This window comes from Stratiformator vulcanicus (genome assembly GCF_007744515.1).
Taxonomy (GTDB): Bacteria; Planctomycetota; Planctomycetia; order Planctomycetales; family Planctomycetaceae; genus Stratiformator; species Stratiformator vulcanicus.
The window spans coordinates 3128708-3147780 of the sequence record NZ_CP036268.1; the positions used below are offsets into that span (position 1 = coordinate 3128708).

11 protein-coding genes are annotated in these 19073 nt (G+C 59.0%); all 11 read left to right on the forward strand.

All coding sequences use genetic code 11. The annotated features are described in order from the left end of the window. The first annotated feature begins 13 nt into the window (after nucleotides 1-13). The gene (locus tag Pan189_RS12200; RefSeq protein ID WP_310820382.1) at nucleotides 14-823 is read left to right on the forward strand and encodes a DUF58 domain-containing protein; all 810 of its coding nucleotides are present in this window, start codon (nucleotides 14-16) and stop codon (nucleotides 821-823) included. Between the two features lie 183 nt (nucleotides 824-1006). After that, nucleotides 1007-3334: a BatA domain-containing protein gene (locus tag Pan189_RS12205; RefSeq protein WP_145364174.1), complete on the forward strand. Its 2328-nt coding sequence runs from the start codon at nucleotides 1007-1009 to the stop codon at nucleotides 3332-3334. Continuing rightward, a complete protein-coding gene (locus Pan189_RS12210) occupies nucleotides 3331-5934 on the forward strand; it encodes a hypothetical protein (RefSeq protein WP_145364175.1) in 2604 nt (867 codons plus the stop codon). Before Pan189_RS12205 ends, Pan189_RS12210 begins: the two co-directional genes overlap by 4 nt. A gap of 166 nt (nucleotides 5935-6100) precedes the next feature. After that, nucleotides 6101-8626 (forward strand): hypothetical protein, encoded by a 2526-nt coding sequence (locus Pan189_RS12215; protein WP_145364176.1) that lies wholly within the window; start codon nucleotides 6101-6103, stop codon nucleotides 8624-8626. A 36-nt stretch (nucleotides 8627-8662) separates the two neighbouring features. Then, a complete protein-coding gene (locus tag Pan189_RS12220; protein WP_145364177.1) occupies nucleotides 8663-10537 on the forward strand; it encodes a hypothetical protein in 1875 nt (624 codons plus the stop codon). Between the two features lie 82 nt (nucleotides 10538-10619). Continuing rightward, nucleotides 10620-11711 carry a hypothetical protein gene (locus tag Pan189_RS12225; protein ID WP_145364178.1) on the forward strand — a complete coding sequence of 364 codons (1092 nt, stop codon included), beginning with the start codon at nucleotides 10620-10622 and terminating at the stop codon, nucleotides 11709-11711. Between the two features lie 65 nt (nucleotides 11712-11776). Next, complete coding sequence (locus Pan189_RS12230) at nucleotides 11777-12967, forward strand: NPCBM/NEW2 domain-containing protein (RefSeq protein WP_145364179.1); 1191 nt, start codon at nucleotides 11777-11779, stop codon at nucleotides 12965-12967. Nucleotides 12968-12969: 2 nt separating this feature from the next. Further along, nucleotides 12970-14772: a S1C family serine protease gene (locus Pan189_RS12235; protein WP_145364180.1), complete on the forward strand. Its 1803-nt coding sequence runs from the start codon at nucleotides 12970-12972 to the stop codon at nucleotides 14770-14772. Further along, nucleotides 14769-15815 (forward strand): S1C family serine protease, encoded by a 1047-nt coding sequence (locus Pan189_RS12240; RefSeq protein WP_145364181.1) that lies wholly within the window; start codon nucleotides 14769-14771, stop codon nucleotides 15813-15815. The genes Pan189_RS12235 and Pan189_RS12240 overlap by 4 nt, the downstream gene beginning before the upstream one ends. An 87-nt stretch (nucleotides 15816-15902) precedes the next feature. Beyond that, nucleotides 15903-17936: a PDZ domain-containing protein gene (locus Pan189_RS12245; protein ID WP_145364182.1), complete on the forward strand. Its 2034-nt coding sequence runs from the start codon at nucleotides 15903-15905 to the stop codon at nucleotides 17934-17936. A 287-nt stretch (nucleotides 17937-18223) separates the two neighbouring features. Continuing rightward, nucleotides 18224-19018, forward strand: a complete 795-nt coding sequence (locus tag Pan189_RS12250) for an undecaprenyl-diphosphate phosphatase (protein ID WP_310820383.1) — start codon at nucleotides 18224-18226, stop codon at nucleotides 19016-19018. The last annotated feature ends 55 nt before the right edge of the window (nucleotides 19019-19073 follow it).

Below are 19073 nucleotides of genomic sequence, written 5' to 3' on the forward strand. Positions count from 1 at the left end.
TATCTTATCCGGTATGCACCGCAGCCCGTACTTCGGGCAATCGGTCGAGTTCGTACAGCACCGCGAATACGTCGCCGGCGATGAAGTTCGCAACATCGATTGGAAAGTCTGGTCGAAGACCGACAAGTACTACGTCAAGCTGTACGAAGAAGATACCAACCTTCGGACGACGATCGTGCTCGACGTGAGCGAGTCGATGGAGTTTGGACGCGGCCCGCTCAACAAGCTCGACTACGCATCCACGGTCGCGGCGGCGTTGTCCCTGTTGCTCCTGAAGCAGCAGGACTCCGTCGGCATGATTACGTTCGACGAAGCCGTGCGCGGTCGGGCTCCGCAGCGGAGTAAACAGTCTCACCTGCTGCAACTGCTCGACACGCTGGGCAAGCAGTCCGCCTCACAGAAGACCGATTTCTACAGCATCCTGACGCAGGTCGCCGAAGAGCAGACACGCAAGGGTATGATCATTTTGATCTCCGACCTGCTGGCTGATCGTGAGGGCTTGCTGCGCGGCTTGAGCATGTTGAGGGCCCGCGGGCACGACGTGCTCGTGTTTCAGATTCTCGATGACGAAGAGCTCGACTTCGGTTTTACCGGCACGACCAAATTTGAAGGTCTGGAGGAAACGGGCGAGCTGATCTGCGACCCGCGGTCATTAAGAGACGGCTACCTCAACGCGATGGAAACCTATCTCGAAGAACTGCGGCGTTTCTGTGCCCGCAATCTGGTCGACTTTCAAACAATTCGCACCAGCGACCACCTCGACGCCGCATTGCTGCATTATATGAACCGCCGGATCGGCATGAAGATGCCTGCCCGCGGTTAGTCGTCGCTGCTGACGCTTGAGAGCGGCAACAAGTACTTCCGGCGGTAAGTAAGCCCGATAACAAAGAGCATTGAAACTGAAGAGGAAGGGTGGCGGATCGATAATGGAATCGGCGAATGCCGGTCGGCACTGATGCGTCGACGATAAATCGGCTTTCCGCGTTCCACGTTCCGCTTTAATTACATGGCCTGGCTCACAACCTTCTTCGCACCTTTCTTTCTGAACCCCGCGATTGCCGCGACGGGGGCCTTGCTGATCGCCTCGCCGATCATCATCCATCTGATCAATCGCTTGCGGTTTCGCCGGGTGCGATTCGCGGCAATGGAGTTCCTGCTGCAAAGCCAGCAGCGCAACCGCCGCCGGCTGTTGATCGAACAATTGCTGCTGCTTCTGCTGCGAATTCTGATCGTCCTGCTGTTCGCCGCCTTGATCGGGCGATTGATCGTCGACCCGCAAACATTGACCGCGCTGCGGCAGGGCGTGGTGACGCATCACGTCGTCTTGCTCGACGATTCGGCTTCGATGCGAACCCGGTCGGTCGATGGAACGGCCTTCGAAGCCGCCAAAGAGGTGTTGCGGAAGTTTCTCTCAGAAACATCGAGTCTGGGACGATCCCACAAGGTGACGGTTCTTCAGATGTCCCGCGCGGCTGACGGAGTCGCCGTCGTCGCGGAGCGTTCTCTGGACGAAGCGCTGCGGAATGAATTGGACACAAAAATTGAAAACCTCGAGGCGACGTACAGCGCGGTCCGATTCGATGAAGCCATCGCCGCCGCGACACAGCGATTTGCGGGCGAGAAGACGGCGATTCGTCGGCTTTATCTGCTGACCGACCTCCGCAATCAGGACTGGGTCGAAAACGAAGCGATGTCGTCGGCGCTGCGGCAGTCTGCCGAAGAGGGCATTCAGGTCAATGTCGTCCCTGTCGTGCAGGAAGCAGGGCCGAATCTCGGGATCGTTGAGATCGACGGCGACCTGCACACGGCCGCGGAAGGTATTCCGCTCCGCATTCGTGTGGGGGTGAAGAACTTCGGACAGACGATCGCCGAGAACGTCGAAGTCGCAGCCATCAGCGATGGTCGACGCCTGCCGTTCACGATTCGGTTTACTAAGATCGAACCGGGTGAGACTGCGATCCAGGAGACCGATCTGACACCGCCGGCGGTCGGCAATCAGTCGCTAAGGTTTGAGCTCGAGTCGGATGATTATCCCCCCGACGATGCGCGGCACATCGCGATGAACGTGGCCTCCGACCGGCCGATCCTGTTAGTCGACGGCAACCCGCGGTCCGATGCGGCGGGCCTCATCGGCGATGTCCTCGCCCCGATCGAGGGCCTGTCCGGACTGAAGCCTCAGGTGATCGGTCCGAATTCGATCGCCGAGACCGCGCTGTCCGATTACGCCTGCGTGTTCCTGCTCGATGTTCCGCCGCTGCGAGACGACGCGGTTCGGGTCCTCGATAATTATGTGCGGGGCGGGGGTGGCATCTGCTGGTTTGTCGGACCTTCATTCAACTCGGATTTTGCCAATCGCTATCGCGTCGGCCTTGAGCCGCCGGAGACGGACGATGACGGATTCCAGGAATTCGCCTCGCCGCTGTTTCCGGTGCCGCTGACCGGCTCGCGGCGCGACCGCAAAGTCGAGACGTTCGATACCGGAACGGCTCCCGACGTCACGATCCTCCCCGTCAGTCGGTTCCGCCTGTTTGCTGATGAACTCGCCAAGTTCTTCGGCGATGTCCGCATCGCTTCCTATCTGGCCGTCGACCCCGATTGGGTCAGAGATGATGAGCAGCGAAACGATGCGGTGGCGACCGTCGCCCGGCTCGATACCGGCGATCCCCTCGTGTTGTCTCATCAAATCGGGAAAGGTCGCGTCCTGACGGTTCTCACGACCGCCGACCCCACTTGGAACAATTGGGCGAAGAACTTTATCTACGTGCCATTCATTCACGAAACCGTGAAGTATCTGGCCGAGCGTGACGAAGTCGACTCGGCGCTCGTGGGAGAGCCTCGGGTGGAGGAATTCTCCGCTTCAGACTTCGGCCCGGAGCTCGTCGTTGAGCGGCCTGACGGGACGGCATTCACGATCCGCGCTATCCCGGCTGAGGGCGACCTCGACGAGGACGTCGAAAACTCGCCTGACCGCGAGATCGACGGTGGCGAACTGAAATTACTGTCGGTCTTTAACGCGGCCGATGAACCGGGCGTCTACAAGATCAGAAAGCAGACCCCCGACGGTGCTCCGCTGGACGCCGAATGGGTGGCCTACAACGTGGCCCTCGGAGAAAGCGAAGTCGAACTCGCCCAGCCTGACACGTTGCGAACGATGTACGAGGGCGTGGACGAAATCGTCATTCATTCCCCCGGCGACCTCCGCTGGCTCGAAGCGGGGCAGACCGGTCGCGAGATCGGCGCCATACTAATCGCGTTATTAATTGCGTTTCTGATTGCCGAACAACTACTGGCGTACCGGCTCAGTTTCCATCCGTCGAAGGGGGGCCGGTCATGAGCACGTTCGCTGTAATGAATTTGGTGCCTCCCTCGGACTGGCTGCTGCTGGCGCAGTCGGAAACGGCCATCCGGCTGATCGAATGGAGCCTGCCGGAGACCCCGCTGGGCTGGACGCTGCTCGTCGGCGGCGCGGCTTTGATGATCGCGTTCACCGTCTGGATGTATCTGCGCGACACCGTCGAGCATCCGCCGTGGGTGACGTTCATTCTGACCACTCTGCGTCTGGCGGTGATCGTCGGACTGCTGTTGGTATTACTCAACCCGCAAGAGCGGGTGCAACGCGTCGTGACCCGGCCGTCGCGAATGGCGATCTTGGTCGATACCTCGTTGTCAATGGCCGACCCGCAGAATGCCCCGCCGACGACGCCGGACGAATCGTGGGACCCACAGTCGCGAGCCCAAGCCGCACAAGCGGCGCTGCGTGACAGCGGCGTGTTGGACGAGCTCCGTAAGCTGCACAACATCTCGCTCTTCACTTTCGACGGGCAACTGGTCGAACAAGCCGTGTTCCCCCAAGACTCGGTACTGACCGGCGACAGCGAAGACTCGGATGAAGGCGACGACGAAAGCGAGCCCGAGGCTCAACCGTCAGCCGACGAATCGTCATCGCCGAATCAGCTCGATCCTAAGACGTTCAAATGGAATGAGGTTTTGCAGCCGGTCGGCCGTGAAACTCGCCTTGGCGAAGCGCTGGCCGAATTAATCCGCACGCAGGGAGGCAACACGCTCGCCGGAGTCGCGGTCTTTTCGGATGGTGGCTTGAATGCGGGGGTCGGTGAAGACGCCGCGATCGCCGCCGCGAGTCGGTCGGAGAAGCCGATTCGTGTCGCGACAGTCGGACTGGGCGACGTGACCGAGCCCGCAAATTTGATGCTCACGCAGGTCCGGGCGCCGTCCGATGTGCGTTACACCGTCGGTCGCGAGAAGCAGGACCCATTCGATATTACCGCCTACCTCCAGGCCACAGGCATGGAAGGCAAACAGGCGGTCGTGAAGTTGCTCAGGCACCCGGCGGACACCGAAGAGAGCACCGCAGCCGAGATCGATAGCGTCCCGCTCCGACTTCCCGAAGATGGCAGCGCCGTCGAAGTTCGGTTCACCGAGGAACCCGACACAGCCGGGCGATTTCGATACGTCGTCCGGGTCGAGCCGCCGGCGGGAATCCGCGATTACCGCGACGATGACAACGAGAAAGACCTCGCAATCAATTTCGTGAGTCGGAACACCTCGGTGCTGATCATCGCGGGCGGACCGATGCGCGACTATCGCTTCAGTCGGAACATGCTGCATCGCACGCCAACGTTCGACGTTGACGTCTGGCTGCAAACGGTCAGCCCGTCCGAGGTATCGATGGTCAGTCAGGATTCGTCCGATCTGCTGACGGAATTCCCGCGTCAGTTTCCGCTGCGACCGATTTCCGATCGACTGCCGGAGACAACCGATTCTCCGAAGACATACGATGTCGTCATTGCGTTCGATCCCGATTGGACGGAACTGGCCCCCGAAGATTTGGAGCATCTCTCCGACTGGGTTCGGCGACAACGCGGAGGCTTGATCCTCGTCGCCGGCGATATCAACACGCCGACCGTGGCCGATGATGATCCGGCACTGGAGCCGGTTCGCGATCTCTACCCGGTCGTGCTGTCGCGGCGCATCTTGCTCGACCCGGCATCGCTGGCCGCGGAGCAGCCCTGGCCCATCGGTTTGACCGATGCCGGTCGGCAATCGGGCTACCTGCAGATCGCCGAATCGGCCGATGAAACATCGCAGTTCTGGAACGCGTTCCCCGGCTTCTACCGGGTCTATCCGACGCGCAAGCCGAAGGACCTCGCGACCGTTCAAGCCGTCTTTACCGACCCGTCGGCACAGTCGGACGGGATTCCGGTGTTGTTTGCGACACAGCAATTCGGTGGCGGACAGGTCCTCTATATCGGCAGCCCCGAAGTGTGGCGGACGAGGGCGTACGAAGAGGAATACTTCAACCGGTTCTGGGTCAAAGCCGTCAACGAAGTCGGTCGCGGTCGGTTGCAGCAGGGAGACGGCCGCGCGGTCATATTGATGGATCGCACCGACTTCGTGATCGGTGAGACGGTTCGCGTCCGGGTGCAGGCCAACGATGAATCGGGCCGACCGCTCACAACCGGATCACTGCCAATGACGGTTCTCAACCCGGCCGGGCGTTCGGTGTTTCCCGAAGGGGCGGAATTGCTGCCTGACCCGGTCAACATCGGCCAATTCTCCGGTACATTCCGGGCCGCCGTGCCCGGAGGCTATGAAATCAGCGTGGAACTGCCGGGAGCGGAAACATCCGAGTCCCTTTCGACGAACATCGACGTCGCGGTGCCGCAACTGGAGCGGATGAATCCACGCCAGAACCGCACTTTGCTTACCCAGATTGCTGAAGAAACATCGGGCGAGTATCTGACCGTCGAGCAGGTTCAGACGCGGCTGCCCGAGATATTCTCAACCTCTGCGGCCGAGGCGACCCGCATCGACGAAGACCTTCGCACACTGTGGGACCGTATGTGGCTGCTCTACGCGGTCCTCGGTTGTTTGTCCGCGGAATGGCTGATGCGGAAACTTTTGAAGCTGGCGTAGCGTCTTAACTGACACGAACGAGCGACAAGAATGGTGATCGACTAAGAATGTCTTCGACAGATATAAGCCCGGGGCACCGGTCGCCGGGAATTTCATGTCCCGCCCGATCCCGTGCGTCTTGCGTTAGGATTATGACTGACGTTTGGAAAGTAATTTGAGCGAATCGATGGCTGATCCGGTACGTAGCGACACGTTCGACAAATTGCGGCAGGTCCTCGTCGGCCTGCGGAGGCGCATTCGTCGCTACGTGCTGATTGAAGGCATTTCGCTCACGGTCTGCGTGCTCGGCACATTGTTCTGGGTCAGCCTGTTGCTGGAATGGGGCTACTTTCGGCTCAGTAACTTCGAGCCCCCGATCGCGTTGCGTGCGATTCTCATTATCGGCGGCATCGCCCTGACGGTCGGCACGGCTGGCGTGTGGGTGATCTCGCGACTGCTGCGAAACATGCAACTGCGTTCGCTCGCAATGGTGCTCGAGCGGCGATTCCCGCAACTGGACGACCGCCTCATCCTTGCCGTCGAAACTTCTGAATCGCCGGACGAAGCGACGACGCGAATGAACCGCATTCTGACCGACCGCGCGATCGGCGAGGTCGTCGATTTGCTGCCGACGCTTCGCATCGGCGACGTCTTCGACGCCCTGCCTTTACGTCGCGCGGCGCTTGCTGCGTTAGTCCTCATCGCATCGATCGCCGTCTTCGGAGCCACCAACGCCGATGCGATGTCGACGTGGTGGAGGGCATTCGTCGGATTCGAAGACGCGTACCGGATGCGTGCGACCCGGCTGACGACCTCGGCCGTCCTTCCGCCTGACGAACGTGTCGTACGACTGAATCCGGAGTCGCCGCTTAAACATCCCCGCGGCGGCGATTTGTCGCTGCTCATCGAAGTTTCAGACACACCGCGTCCCGACGGTGCCGAGTGGGTGATCCCCGAACAGGTGACCGTTTACAGTCGGGACGGACGTGGGGCTTCGTCGGTGGTTCCGGCGGTGCAAGTGGGTGAAACGCAGTTTCGGGTCGTGATCGAAGAGGTCGTCGATGACCTACGGCTGTGGGTCTCGGGCAACGATTACACCGACCGAGTTCCGTACGTCGTCCAAATTGTCGACGCGCCGCGGATGGACTCGGCCGCACTGGCCATTCTCTATCCCGCGTACATGCAGCGCAATCGGCAGGACGAGGACGGCGGCCCGATCCCTGACGCGACGCCGCTGACCGGCCCGGCCGTTGAAATTCCCGTCGAGTCGTATTTCGATTTTGAAATCACATTTAACAAACCGATGCTCAATGCCCGCGTGCGGTTCGGAGGAGACGAACTGACCATCGGCGACTTCCGCGACTCGACCGGCGACGCAGAGCGCTCTTTTCGCGCCGCTTACGTCGTCGAAGGCATCGAAGGTGAACCGCCGACGCGCACGTTGCTGGAAGAAAATTGGGCCCGCGGTCTGTGGGACGAAACACGAACGCGATTGACATTGCCCCTGCTGGTCACCGATGCCGCTCGGGGCGTGATCTCCGAGCCGCCGGAAGGTCGGCCCGGTCCGGTCGGACAGCCGCTATTCGCCGTCCCGCCCGACGTGCTGATGCGATTATGGGTGGAAGATTTCGACGAGATTGCCACGGTCGAGCCGGTCCGAATCGAACTTCGTGCGATCCCGGACTTGCCGCCGGAGATTAATACCCGACCAACCGGAATCGGCGGACTCATCACACGAACGGCGGTGATCCCCGTGGCGGGACAGGTGCGCGACGACTTCGGAATTCGGGATGCGCAGTTCGAGTATCAACTTCAAGCCAAGTCGGCGCCCGACGACGCGCCGCAAGCGGGCTGGATTCCGCGGACGCTGCGTCGACCTCCGAGCGGCCTGCCGACGGTGTTCGAGTTAGGTCGATCGGACGACGAAGAGTACGAGTGGCTCGACACGGCGCCGCTCGACCTGGAGTTAGGTGACGTCCTCTCGGTCGTCGTCATTGCCGAAGATGCAAACGATCTCATCGGTCCGCAGGTCACCCGCGGTGAAGTCTTTCAATTTCGCGTCGTCACGGCCGAAGAATTGCTCGGCGTCTTGTTCAATGCCGAACTCAATCAGCGCAAGACGTTCGAACAAGTGATCGAGGAAATTGAAGACGTCCGCACCGATCTGAGCGGCGCGATCGAGAACGCGACGAAGGTGTCGACGCTGCGTGAAAGCGGCGATCGCGACGAATTGAGAACCGCCGTGCTGGCGGTCCGACGTTCGGCCGACCGGGCATACGCGGAGCTGTCACAGAATCGTCAATCGACGGCGACCATTGCCGACGAGTTCCGACAGATATTCCAGCAACTCGTTAACAATCGAATTCATACGGAAGCTCAACTCGAACGAATCGACAGCCGAATTCTCGAACCGCTCGACATGCTGGTGGACAACTCGTTCCCGGCTGCGACCGATAGCGTCGCAGAGATCAGACGGGCTGATCGCGAGACCCGGCCGGTCGAGCCTTATCTCCGCCGATCGATCGATCAGGTGGAGGACATGCTGCGGACGATGCGTGAGGTGTTGGACGAAATGCAAAGCCTCGCCGATATGCAGGAAGCGTTGCAGGAGTTGTCGTCGATCTACAAAGACTTGAGCGACGTCAAAGCGAAGACCAAGGAAGAGCAAAAACGTGATATCCTCAACAATCTCGGCGGCGGCTTGTTCGAATGACCGGCGATTGCCACTTTCACTCGGGGAGTTCGAGTAATGCGAATGATCGAATCGACGACAGACCGCAATTTTCTGCGGACTCCGCTACGCCTGGCAATTGTCGCGGTCGTCGCTTGCTCGATGATCCCGTCGGTCGCGTCCGCACAGGACCTGACGGAAGCACTCGGCAATCGCAGCCTGCCCGATCGGGCCGAAGCGCTCCGCGTCCGCTTCAGTCGGCTCGAAGACACGTTCTTCAAACTGGCTCGCTATCTCGAAAAGACCGAGCCGGAAAAGGCGGAACTGCTGCTGCGTGCGCTTCGGCAGAGCAAGGAAGAACGAATCGAAGATCGCATGAAAGCGATCGTCACAATGCTCGGCGGCGGCGGGGCCGAAGTCCGGCAATACGGCGATGCCCTCGACGAGCAGGAAGCGGTTCTGGCCCGCCTGCAGGAATTGCTCAAGCTGCTTCGAAGCGAAGACATCCTGGCCGACAACCGCAAGGAACAAGAGCGCATCCGCGATCTGATCAAGAATACGCGAATCTTGATTGACCGGGAGAAAGTCCATCAAGCCGAAACGCAACGCGGCGGCGATCTGTCCGATGTGACGGAAGATCAGGAAAAGACGGCCGAGATGACCGGCAAACTCGTCGAGAAGATCGATCGCCAGGACGCCGAGAAATCGGGCGCCGCCGGTGAGAAAGGTGAGTCGGGGGAAGGGGAGAAAGGCGAGTCCGGGGAGAAAGGCGAGTCAGGCGAAGGCGAGAAGGGCGAGTCAGGAGAGAAAGGGGAGTCAGGCGAGAAAGGTGAGTCCGGCGAAGGCGAGTCGGGCGAGAAGGGTGAGTCCGGAGAAGGCGAGTCGGGCGAGAAGGGTGAGTCCGGAGAAGGTGAGTCGGGCGAGAAGGGTGAGTCCGGAGAAGGTGAGAAAGGCGAGTCAGGAGAGAAGAGCGAGTCGGGTGAAGGAGAGCCGGGCGAGAGTGGTGAATCAGGTGATAGCGGCGAATCAGGCGAGAGTGGTGAGTCCGGAGAGAGCGGGCAGTCCGGCCAGTCGGGTCAGAGCGGACAGTCAGGTCAGAGTGGCCAGTCAGGCGAGAGCGGTGAACAGAGTGACGAGAAAACACCCGGTCGCGATGAGATCGAAAAAGCCAAGCAGGAGATGGAGCGCGCGATCGAGGAGTTGAAGAAGAAAAACGCCGAAAACGCGACCGAAGCTCAGACCGAAGCGATCAATGAACTGATCAAGGCCAAGGAAAAGCTGGAAGAGATTCTCCGGCAACTTCGAGAAGAAGAGCGGGAACTGCTGCTCCGCGCTTTGGAAGCTCGCTTCCAGAAGATGCTCCGGATGCAGGTCGAAGTCCGCGCCGAAACCGTTCGACTGGGAGCCATCGCGAGTGACGAATGGGGAGCGCGCGAGTTCGGGCAGTCGCGAGACGCGTCGAACAAAGAGCTCGAAATTGCCCTCGAAATTGACAAGGCGTTGGCATTGCTTCGCGAAGACGGCTCGTCGGTGGCGTTCCCGGAAGCCGTGGCCCAATTGAAGGAAGACGTCCTGTTGATCGTGGGCTTCCTCGCGGAAAATAATGCCGGAGAGCTGACGGTCGCCGTCGAAGATGACGTGATCTTGGCCCTGAAAGAGATTTTGGAGGCTCTGCAGCGCGAGATGGAAAAACTTCGCGAACAACAGCAGCAGCAACAGCAAGGTCAACAGGGTCAACAACAGGACAAGGCGCTGGTCGACAAACTGGCGGAACTAAAAATGCTCCGTACGTTGCAAAAGCGGGTACAACGGCGGACCCGGACACTCTCGCGTCTGTTTGAGGGCGAGCAGGCTGCCAAGCCCGACGTCGTTGAACAGCTCCGCCAACTTTCCGGGCGACAACAGCGTATTCAAGAGGCAACTTACGATCTCGCGACCGGTCGCACAGAGTGAGACGCGAGACGATATACACAGGAAACATAGGTAGTCGCTGCGAACGGCCATCTCAGACAATCAAACGGCGGGAGTAACTCTGATGCACTATTCATGCGAAGCGATTCCGAATCGATTTTTCGGTTTACTGCCCGCCGCCGCGATGGGGTTCGTGTTGGTCGTGACTTCTCTGAGCGGGCCGGCAACGGCCGCCGAGGAGAAATCCCATGGTGAGCGCGAGGAGATCGTCTCCGCCCCTTCACTTGATGAGGTTCGGTTGCGCGTCTTCAGTTGGCTCGCCGAGCACAGCAGCGCCGGGGCTCGCGAAAAGCAGGCGGCCGAATGGGCCACCTTTGAGGGGGATATCGAACCTCACGAACTGACCCGACGCGTGATCGACACCTTTGCGAGTGCGTCGCCCGAAGTCGCCGAGTTCGTTTCGAAGTGCTCCGTGCTCAACCCACCGCAAATTGCTTTGGAAATCGACGAGCTTCCTAATTACGACTCCGAACCGTTTTATTCGGCGAACATCGCGGCCTTTTACGCGGGCTTTTTGGTCGATACGCGACGGTTCGACGAAGCCTTGTGGATTATCGAAGACATTGAGCGTGAGCATGTCGTCGATCCGGCGTCGTTGCTGTTTCACCAAGCCGTCTGTCAGCACCAACTCGTCGAGCGTGAGGCGGCCATGCAGACGCTCAAGACATTGCTCGAAAACACCGAGCAGGTCCCGCCCAGCTATACGTCGATCGCCACGCTGATGAAATTCGATTTGGAAGGCTCAAAGCCCGACAGCCTGGGTGAAGTTTCGGGATTGATGCGTGACGTTGAGCGTCGTCTCGACCTGGGCCGCGGCGGTCAGCGTGTGCAGAAGAAGCACGATGTGATCGTCTCAAAGCTCGACCAGATCATCGAGAAACTCGAACAGCAAATGGGTGGTGGTGGCGGAGGCGGCGGTGGCGGCGCCGGCCAGAACAATTCCAATCAGTCGAGCGGCCCGGCGAAGGACTCCACCGTGAAGGGGGCAGAGGGCGAAGGCAAAGTCGATACGAAAGAATCCAAAAGCGGCGAGTGGGGCAACCTGCCGGAACGCGACCGCGAACAAGCGAAGCAGGACACGCTCAAGCACCTTCCGGCGAGCTACTGGCGATTGTTTGAAGAGTTTTCCGTCCGAAGAGCTCGGAAGGACCGTTAAAGTGTTAAAACGGAGAACTTCGTCGACGACACCGATGCACGATTTTGACGCTCGAGACTGACTCCATGGCACACTCCGCAGCAATCATTGCTCTCGCCGGTCTACTCGCCGCCGGAGGTCCCGAGGCCGACGTGGCGACGTTGGACGGCCAAACCTACTCCGGAACGGTCGCCGCTCTCAACGGCACGACGCTCACGCTCGAAACGTCGGACGGTTCCGAGTCGATCGCCACCAAGCAGATCCTGGAACTCACACCGAAGTCGGCTACGGATGGCGAAGCTTCGGCCGATTCCGTAGCGGTGCGTCTGCGTGACGGATCGCAGTTCGGTTGCAGCCGTGTCGTCGTCGCGAATCGAGAGGCCACACTGACGTGTCCCGATCTCGGTGACATTAAAGTACCGAGCGGAGCCATCGAGTCCCTGCGATTCGGAAAGCTGGACGCTCAAGTTCGCAGGTCGTGGGAAGAGATTCTCGAAAGGAAACAGAAGTCTGATGTCGTCGTCACGCGAAAATCGGACATCCTCGACCGGGTCGAAGGGACGCTTGACACAATTAGTGACGAGGCGATCGGGTTTGTACCGCAGGGAATTGACCGCACACTTAAAATTGCACGTTCGAATGCGGTTCTCTTCGCGGTGATCTTCGCCGAGACCAACGAGCGGTCGGCGAAGCCGCTGTGTGATTTGAAGATGACAAGTGGCGATCGGGTCCGTCTGAAAAAGCTGGCCACAACCGAAGACGGGAACTTAACCGGCACGCTGGTGGGTGGAGGAAACGTGACGGTTGCGTGGAGTTCCGTTCGCGCTATCGACTACAGCCTCGGAAAAGTCGTATCGCTGTCCTCACTGAAGCCACGTGATATCGAACACACGCCCTATTTTGACGTCGATTGGCCGCACCGCGTCGATCGCAACTACGACGGAGAGACGATCAGTATCGACCGCAAGACGTACTCGCGCGGGCTCGTCATTCACTCAAAAACGTCGTTGCAATACCGTATCGATCGCGACTTTCGGAAATTCCGCGCCGTGATGGGCATCGAAGATACGGTTCCCAGCGGGCTCGGAGACGTCGACGTTGTCTTCACCGGCGACGGCAAAGAATTAATGAAGCGGAAGGTGACCGGTTCGGACAAGCCGATCGACGTGGAATTAGATCTTAAGGGTGTCCGCGACTTTGAGATTCTGGTCGATTTCGGTGGCGATCTCGACATCTCCGACCACCTGGCGCTCGGCGACGCAAGGCTCATCAAATGAAAATGACCAGCAGAATAGTCCGCTCCGCACAAACCGCGTCGGGCACTCCGGCTGTAATGTCGCGAACCGATGATCGGTTAACCGCTTTCAGAAATTTATTTCTGCTGAGCTTGCCCGCCATCTTGGTATTGCTCGGCGGGAAAACGGCGAGCGCGGACGGCGTTGACGTCGACGAGTCGGTGCTCGCCGCCCAGAACGAGCGAATTGAAGTAATTAATGGTGCGGCCCCGTCGGTCGTGGCAGTCTTTGGCGCAGCCGGTGGCGGCGGAGGCTCGGGAGTGCTGATTTCGAAGGACGGTTTCGCTCTCACCAACTTTCACGTGACCGAGCCGTGCGGCGACTTCATGAAGTGTGGTCTTAATGACGGAAAACTCTACGACGCCGTGATCGTCGGCATCGACCCGACAGGCGATGTGGCATTGATCAAGCTGCTCGGTCGCGATGACTTCCCATTTTCTCCGCTCGGCGATAGCGATGCGTTATCGGTCGGGGATTCCGTCTACGCAATGGGGAACCCGTTCCTGTTGGCAACCGATTTCAGCCCGACGGTCACATTCGGCATCGTCAGCGGATTGCATCGTTATCAATACCCCGAAGGTTCCGGCAAGAACCTCTTGGAGTACACCGATTGCATTCAGGTCGATGCTTCGATCAACCCCGGCAACTCCGGGGGGCCGCTATTTAATGCGAAGGGTGAGGTCGTAGGCATTAACGGCCGCATCATGTTCGAAAAGCGTGTCCGTATTAATTCGGGTGTGGGCTATGCAATCTCAATTAATCAAATCAAGAACTTCATGGGCCACCTGAAATCAGGCCGCGTTGTCGACCACGCGACGCTCGGCGCGACCGTCGCGACCGACTGGGACGGAACGATTCGTTTCCAGCAGGTGTCGATCGATTCGGAAGCCTACCGGCGAGGGATCCGCGAAGGAGACGAACTCGTGTCATTTGCGGGCCGGCCGATTCGCAGTGTGAACCAGTTTAAGAATGTCCTCGGCATCTTCCCCAAAGGATGGAAGTTGCCTTTGACGTTCCGCTCCGGGGATCAGACCGCATCGGTGCAGGTCCGCTTGCAACCGCTCCATCAGGAATCCGAACTGAAGTTCGACAAGCCGGAGCTTCCCGATGGCCACCCGGCGAAAGCGAAGCAGCCTAAGCCGCCGGAAGAGTATGCCGACCTATTGGAGAAGAAGGACGGGTTTTCTAACTATTACTTCAACCGCCAAGCTCAGAAGCGACTGCTTTCAGGCTTAAAGGAATGGGGGGACTTCGGCGGGGCAGGAGCCTCTTGGGGAATTTCGGGCAGCCTGCAAAACGGTTCGTCCTATCGGATAACGCTCACGCCCAAAGTTGCCGGTCTTGACGTCGCGGAACGTGCGGCATTTCTGCAACCACTGACAGCCGCAGATCGTTTAATAGACGAGCCGGTCGGTACAGGCGGATTGCTTGCAGCACTGCACCATTTGAAATTACTGCTGACCGAAGGCTCCGCCGGTTTTGCCGACTTCTACTATCTGGGAACCGAACCGCTCGACGGGACCGGGCCGATGATCGATATCTTGATGGCTGAGCGAGCCGGCACGCAGACGCGGTTTCTGTTCAGCGTGGAAACGGGGCGATTCGTTGGGATCGATTTTCGGTTGGACGAGTTTTCCGACGAGTGTGAGATTCGATTCGCAGAACCGAAGCAGCTTTCCAGTCGAAAGTTTCCCCAAAGCTTTAAAGCCCGATCGGGTGGCGAGACGTTCGCGACGTTCGCCGTCGAAGGCCTGTCCGTCCGGGCGAAATCGGGAGAGAACGAATGACGGGTTCGACGCAGTGGATCAAACGAATTAAACAACTCGCAGCATTGACTGCGAGTGTGGCGATGATGTTCGCCGTGGCTCCGGCTTCAGCGATCGGAGCAGAAGGTCTGCCGGCGGCATTGAAGAGGACCGTGAAAGTCTTCGGGGCCGGCGGACTGCGGGGGCTGGAATCCTATTCCACCGGCTTTCTCGTTTCGCCCGAAGGTCATATCGTCACGATTTGGAATCACGTTCTCGACGTCGAACCGATCACCGTTGTGCTCGACGATGGCCGAAAATATGAGGCCGACATCGTCGGCACCGAGCCCAAGCTCGACCTGGCCGTCATTAAATTGCGAGCTGACTCGGAACGATTCGACCACTTCGACCTTGAGAACGTACCTTCGGCGGGCGTGGGTGATCGTATCTTCGCCCTCAGCAATATGTACAAAGTCGCCGTCGGTGACGAACCAGTCTCTGTCATGTCGGGCGTGGTTTCGGCCGTCACGTCGCTCGAGGGACGTCGCGGCGGTTTTGAAATCCCGTTCGAAGGCGATGTCTTCCTGTTCGATGCCATTACTAATAATCCCGGCGCCGGTGGCGGAATCGTCATCACCCGCAGCGGCAAGCCGTTGGGCATGATCGGACGGGAGATCCGGAATGCCGACAGCAATACCTGGGTGAATTACGCCATCCCGCTGCGCGACCTTAAGACTCCGATCGAACAAATTCTCTCGGGCACTTACGAACGAATTGAGACGCGGCCGGACGACGTAGCTGGCGATCAACTGGAGCCGGCCGACTTCGGCTTGGTCATGTTGCCAGACGTCGTCTATCGAACTCCGGCCTATGTCGGATCGGTCATCCCGGACTCACTCGTCGCAACCGCCGGCATCGAGCGCGGCGACTTGGTCGTCTTTATCGGTGACGAGCTCGTTCAATCGATCCGCGATTTAAAGTCAGCCTTGGCTGCCGTTGAAGAAAGCGATGACGTTCGACTGATCGTCCGCCGCGGCGACGAGTTGATTACAGTCGAAGTGACTGCCCCCGAAAAATCGGAATAGGTTTGTCGCGGTCGGTGGCGAACACCCCGGCCGACTCGACGAGCTGCTCTTCCAATTAGATTTACTCGCAACAAGCTGGTTAGCAATATGTGGGATTATCGTCGCGTCTTAATTCTCCCCGCCCTTGCGGCTACGCTGATCGCAATTGCGGGAAGCTCAGACGCCGAGGATGTCGTCGAACTGGAAGAGCAGGCATTTAAGTCGGCTGTGGCAGCCGTCGCCCCCTCGCTGGTTCGAATTCGCACCGTCGGTGGTCGAGACGTCGTGGGCGGACAGGTCGCCGGCAGTGGCCCCACGACGGGAATTGTCGTTTCTGATGACGGATACATCGTCACCAGCACATTTAATTTTGCCGCCGAACCGACATCCATTCTCGTAGAACTTGTCGACGGCCGCCAATTGGCGGCCAAAAAGATCGCCGACGATAAATCACGAATGCTGACGCTGCTAAAGGTCGATGCGGAAAACCTGATTCCCGCCGAGCCGGCAGAGATATCAGAGGTCAAAGTCGGCCAGTGGGCCATCGGCGTCGGCAGAGCTTACAGAGGCAGTCGTCCTAACTTGGCGATCGGAATCATCAGTGCGAAAGATCGCATCTACGGCAAAGCCGTGCAGACCGACGCGAAGGTGTCACCGGTCAACTATGGCGGTCCGCTCATTGATATAAGCGGACGCGTCGTGGGAATTCTGGTCCCGCTGTCGATGCAGGGGAAGGGGACGACGGCCGGCGTGGAGTATTATGACTCCGGTATCGGGTTCGCCGTGCCGTTCGAAGACTTCCTCAGCACGACGGATCGACTCAAAGCGGGGGAAACGCTACGGCCCGGACTGCTCGGTATTTCGTTCAAATCGAAGAATGAGCTGACCGGCGAGCCGCTGATCGGGATGGTCCGGGTCGATTCCCCGGCCGAACAGATCGGCCTCGCCACCGAAGACACGCTGATTTCAATTAACGGCAAACCGGTTCAGCGAATCGCAGACGTGAAACAGGCGATTGGTCCACTCTACGCGGGCGATACGATCGAGGTGGGATTCCGCCGCGGCGACGAAACGCTGAGCGGGTCGGCCGAATTGGTCGCCGAATTAAAGCCCTACGCATCGGGGTTTCTGGGCATTCTCCCCGCCCGCCCCGATGGTTCCGAGAACGCAGCAGCGGTTACGGACGACGAGACGACTGGCATGAGAGTGCGTTACGTCTTTAAAGGCAGCCCTGCCGAAGAGGCGGGACTAAGTGTCGGCGATGTCATCACGGCCGTAAAATTTAAAAACGCCGAAGCAAGTGGAGAAGAATCGAATGACGCGCCGGATTGGTCGCCGGTCACCAGTTCGGAAGAGCTCTTGGGTGTGATCCGAAATCTTCGGCCCGGCCAGGAAATCGAGTTGGAATACGAGAAAGGCGATAGCCCTTCAACGGTCACGGTGGCGCTCGACTCAGTCCCCACTGAAATCGTTGGAAGTCTGCCGATCGCCGCGATTGTCCCACCCGGCGAAGACGTGGAAGTCGATACCGGCAGGCTCAGCGAAACGTGGGAAGACGGCGAACGAAGCTATTGGGCCTACGTCCCAGAATCATACAACCCGCAAGCGGCGTACGGGCTGATCGTCTGGCTGCACCCCGCCGGCGATACGATGGAAGCCGAAGTGTCTCGCAAGTGGAAGCCCTTCTGCGATTTGCACGGAGTCTGTTTGCTCGGCCCGAAAGCGGCTGATATCGCCGGCTGGAAGGGCGAAGAAATCGAATACGTGACGGAACTGACCCGCCGCTTCCGCGAACGGTATTCGATTGATCCTGTTCGCGTCGCCGTCGTCGGACGCGGTCGCGGAGGGGTGATGGCCTTCCAAGCCCTTTCCAAAGAGCGAGATTTGTATACCGGTGCGGCGATCATCGATTCACCGATCGCCGGAGACGTAATTCAGAACGATCCGAATTACCGGACGCAATTCTTATTCGCCTTTGACGAATCAATCCGCATCCTCCCTCTCATCAAGCGTTCTGCACAGTTGTTGAACGGCCTGAAATTTCCCGTCGCTTCCATCCCCTACACGAGCGAGGATGGTCGCCTTCCGCGAACCTCAATCGAGGCATTGTTCCGCTGGTTTGACGCGCTCGACCGCATTTGAATTTCCCCCGCGCGATCGATTTGACGTCTGACGGTGTGATTGCATCATACCCGCTTCCGACGAGCCTGAACCGATCAGCCAAGACGCCCGCCACGCCCGCCAGCCCTGCCTCAATGCTTCTTCTGAGGGTTTGTTGACGTTTGGCAACATTGGAACGGCTCAGATGCCGACTCGGCCTGCCCGTCACACCTTGTTTCGTGCTACAGTTCAACAAAGGTACGTTCAGGATTTCATTCGCATCAGCCGGCTTCGCTCGGCCGTTTCCCCTCTAAATTTCGGCCACCGCTGTGGGATCGCTGTTGCAGGTCATTGCGCTCGGCATTGTCCAGGGACTCGCCGAGTTCCTGCCGATCAGTTCGTCCGGCCATATCGTGATCGCAAGCGCGCTGCTTGAGCAATTTGGTGATGAGTCACTTCCCAAAATCGGCCTGACGACCAACGTCGCGCTGCATGTGGGTACGCTCGTTTCGATATTGGTCGTGTTTCGACGAGAACTCATTCAAAGCCTGTCCGACCCCCCATTACTCCGAGCCGTTGTCGTCGCGACGATTCCACTTGCGCTAATTTACCCGTTGAAGGACACGTTGGAATCGGCGTTCGAGAGTCCGTTGGTCGCAGGATGCGGTTTGCTTGTGACCGCGGTGCTGCTGTTGGCAGCCGAGCGGATGGGAACAGGCGAAGGTTCTTCGCGGGTATCGCTCGCTCAGGCAGCCATAATCGGGGTCTTCCAATTAATCGCGCCCTGCCCAGGAATTTCGCGATCGGGCAGCACGATTGCCGGTGCCCTGTTCGCCGGTGTCGAACGCAGGACAGCCGCAACGTTTTCGTTCATCATTGCCATTCCGGCGATCGCGGGAGGTGCGGCGGCTTCTTTAGTCGATGTGATTCAAGAACCTGAGCAGCCCGATTGGGGCCTTCTTCTTATCGGCGCAATCGTGTCCTGTCTCGTCGGCATTGCGGCACTACGGCTGATGCTCAATATCGTTGGCAAACGACGTCTTTGGATTTTCTCAATCTATTGCAGCGTCGTCGGATTAAGCACCATCGTCTGGCAATTGCAGTACGCCTTGACTTCGAATTGACCGAACCCGGCTCAATGAAGAACCGGTTCAATGAAGAATCTGACACAATAGCGAT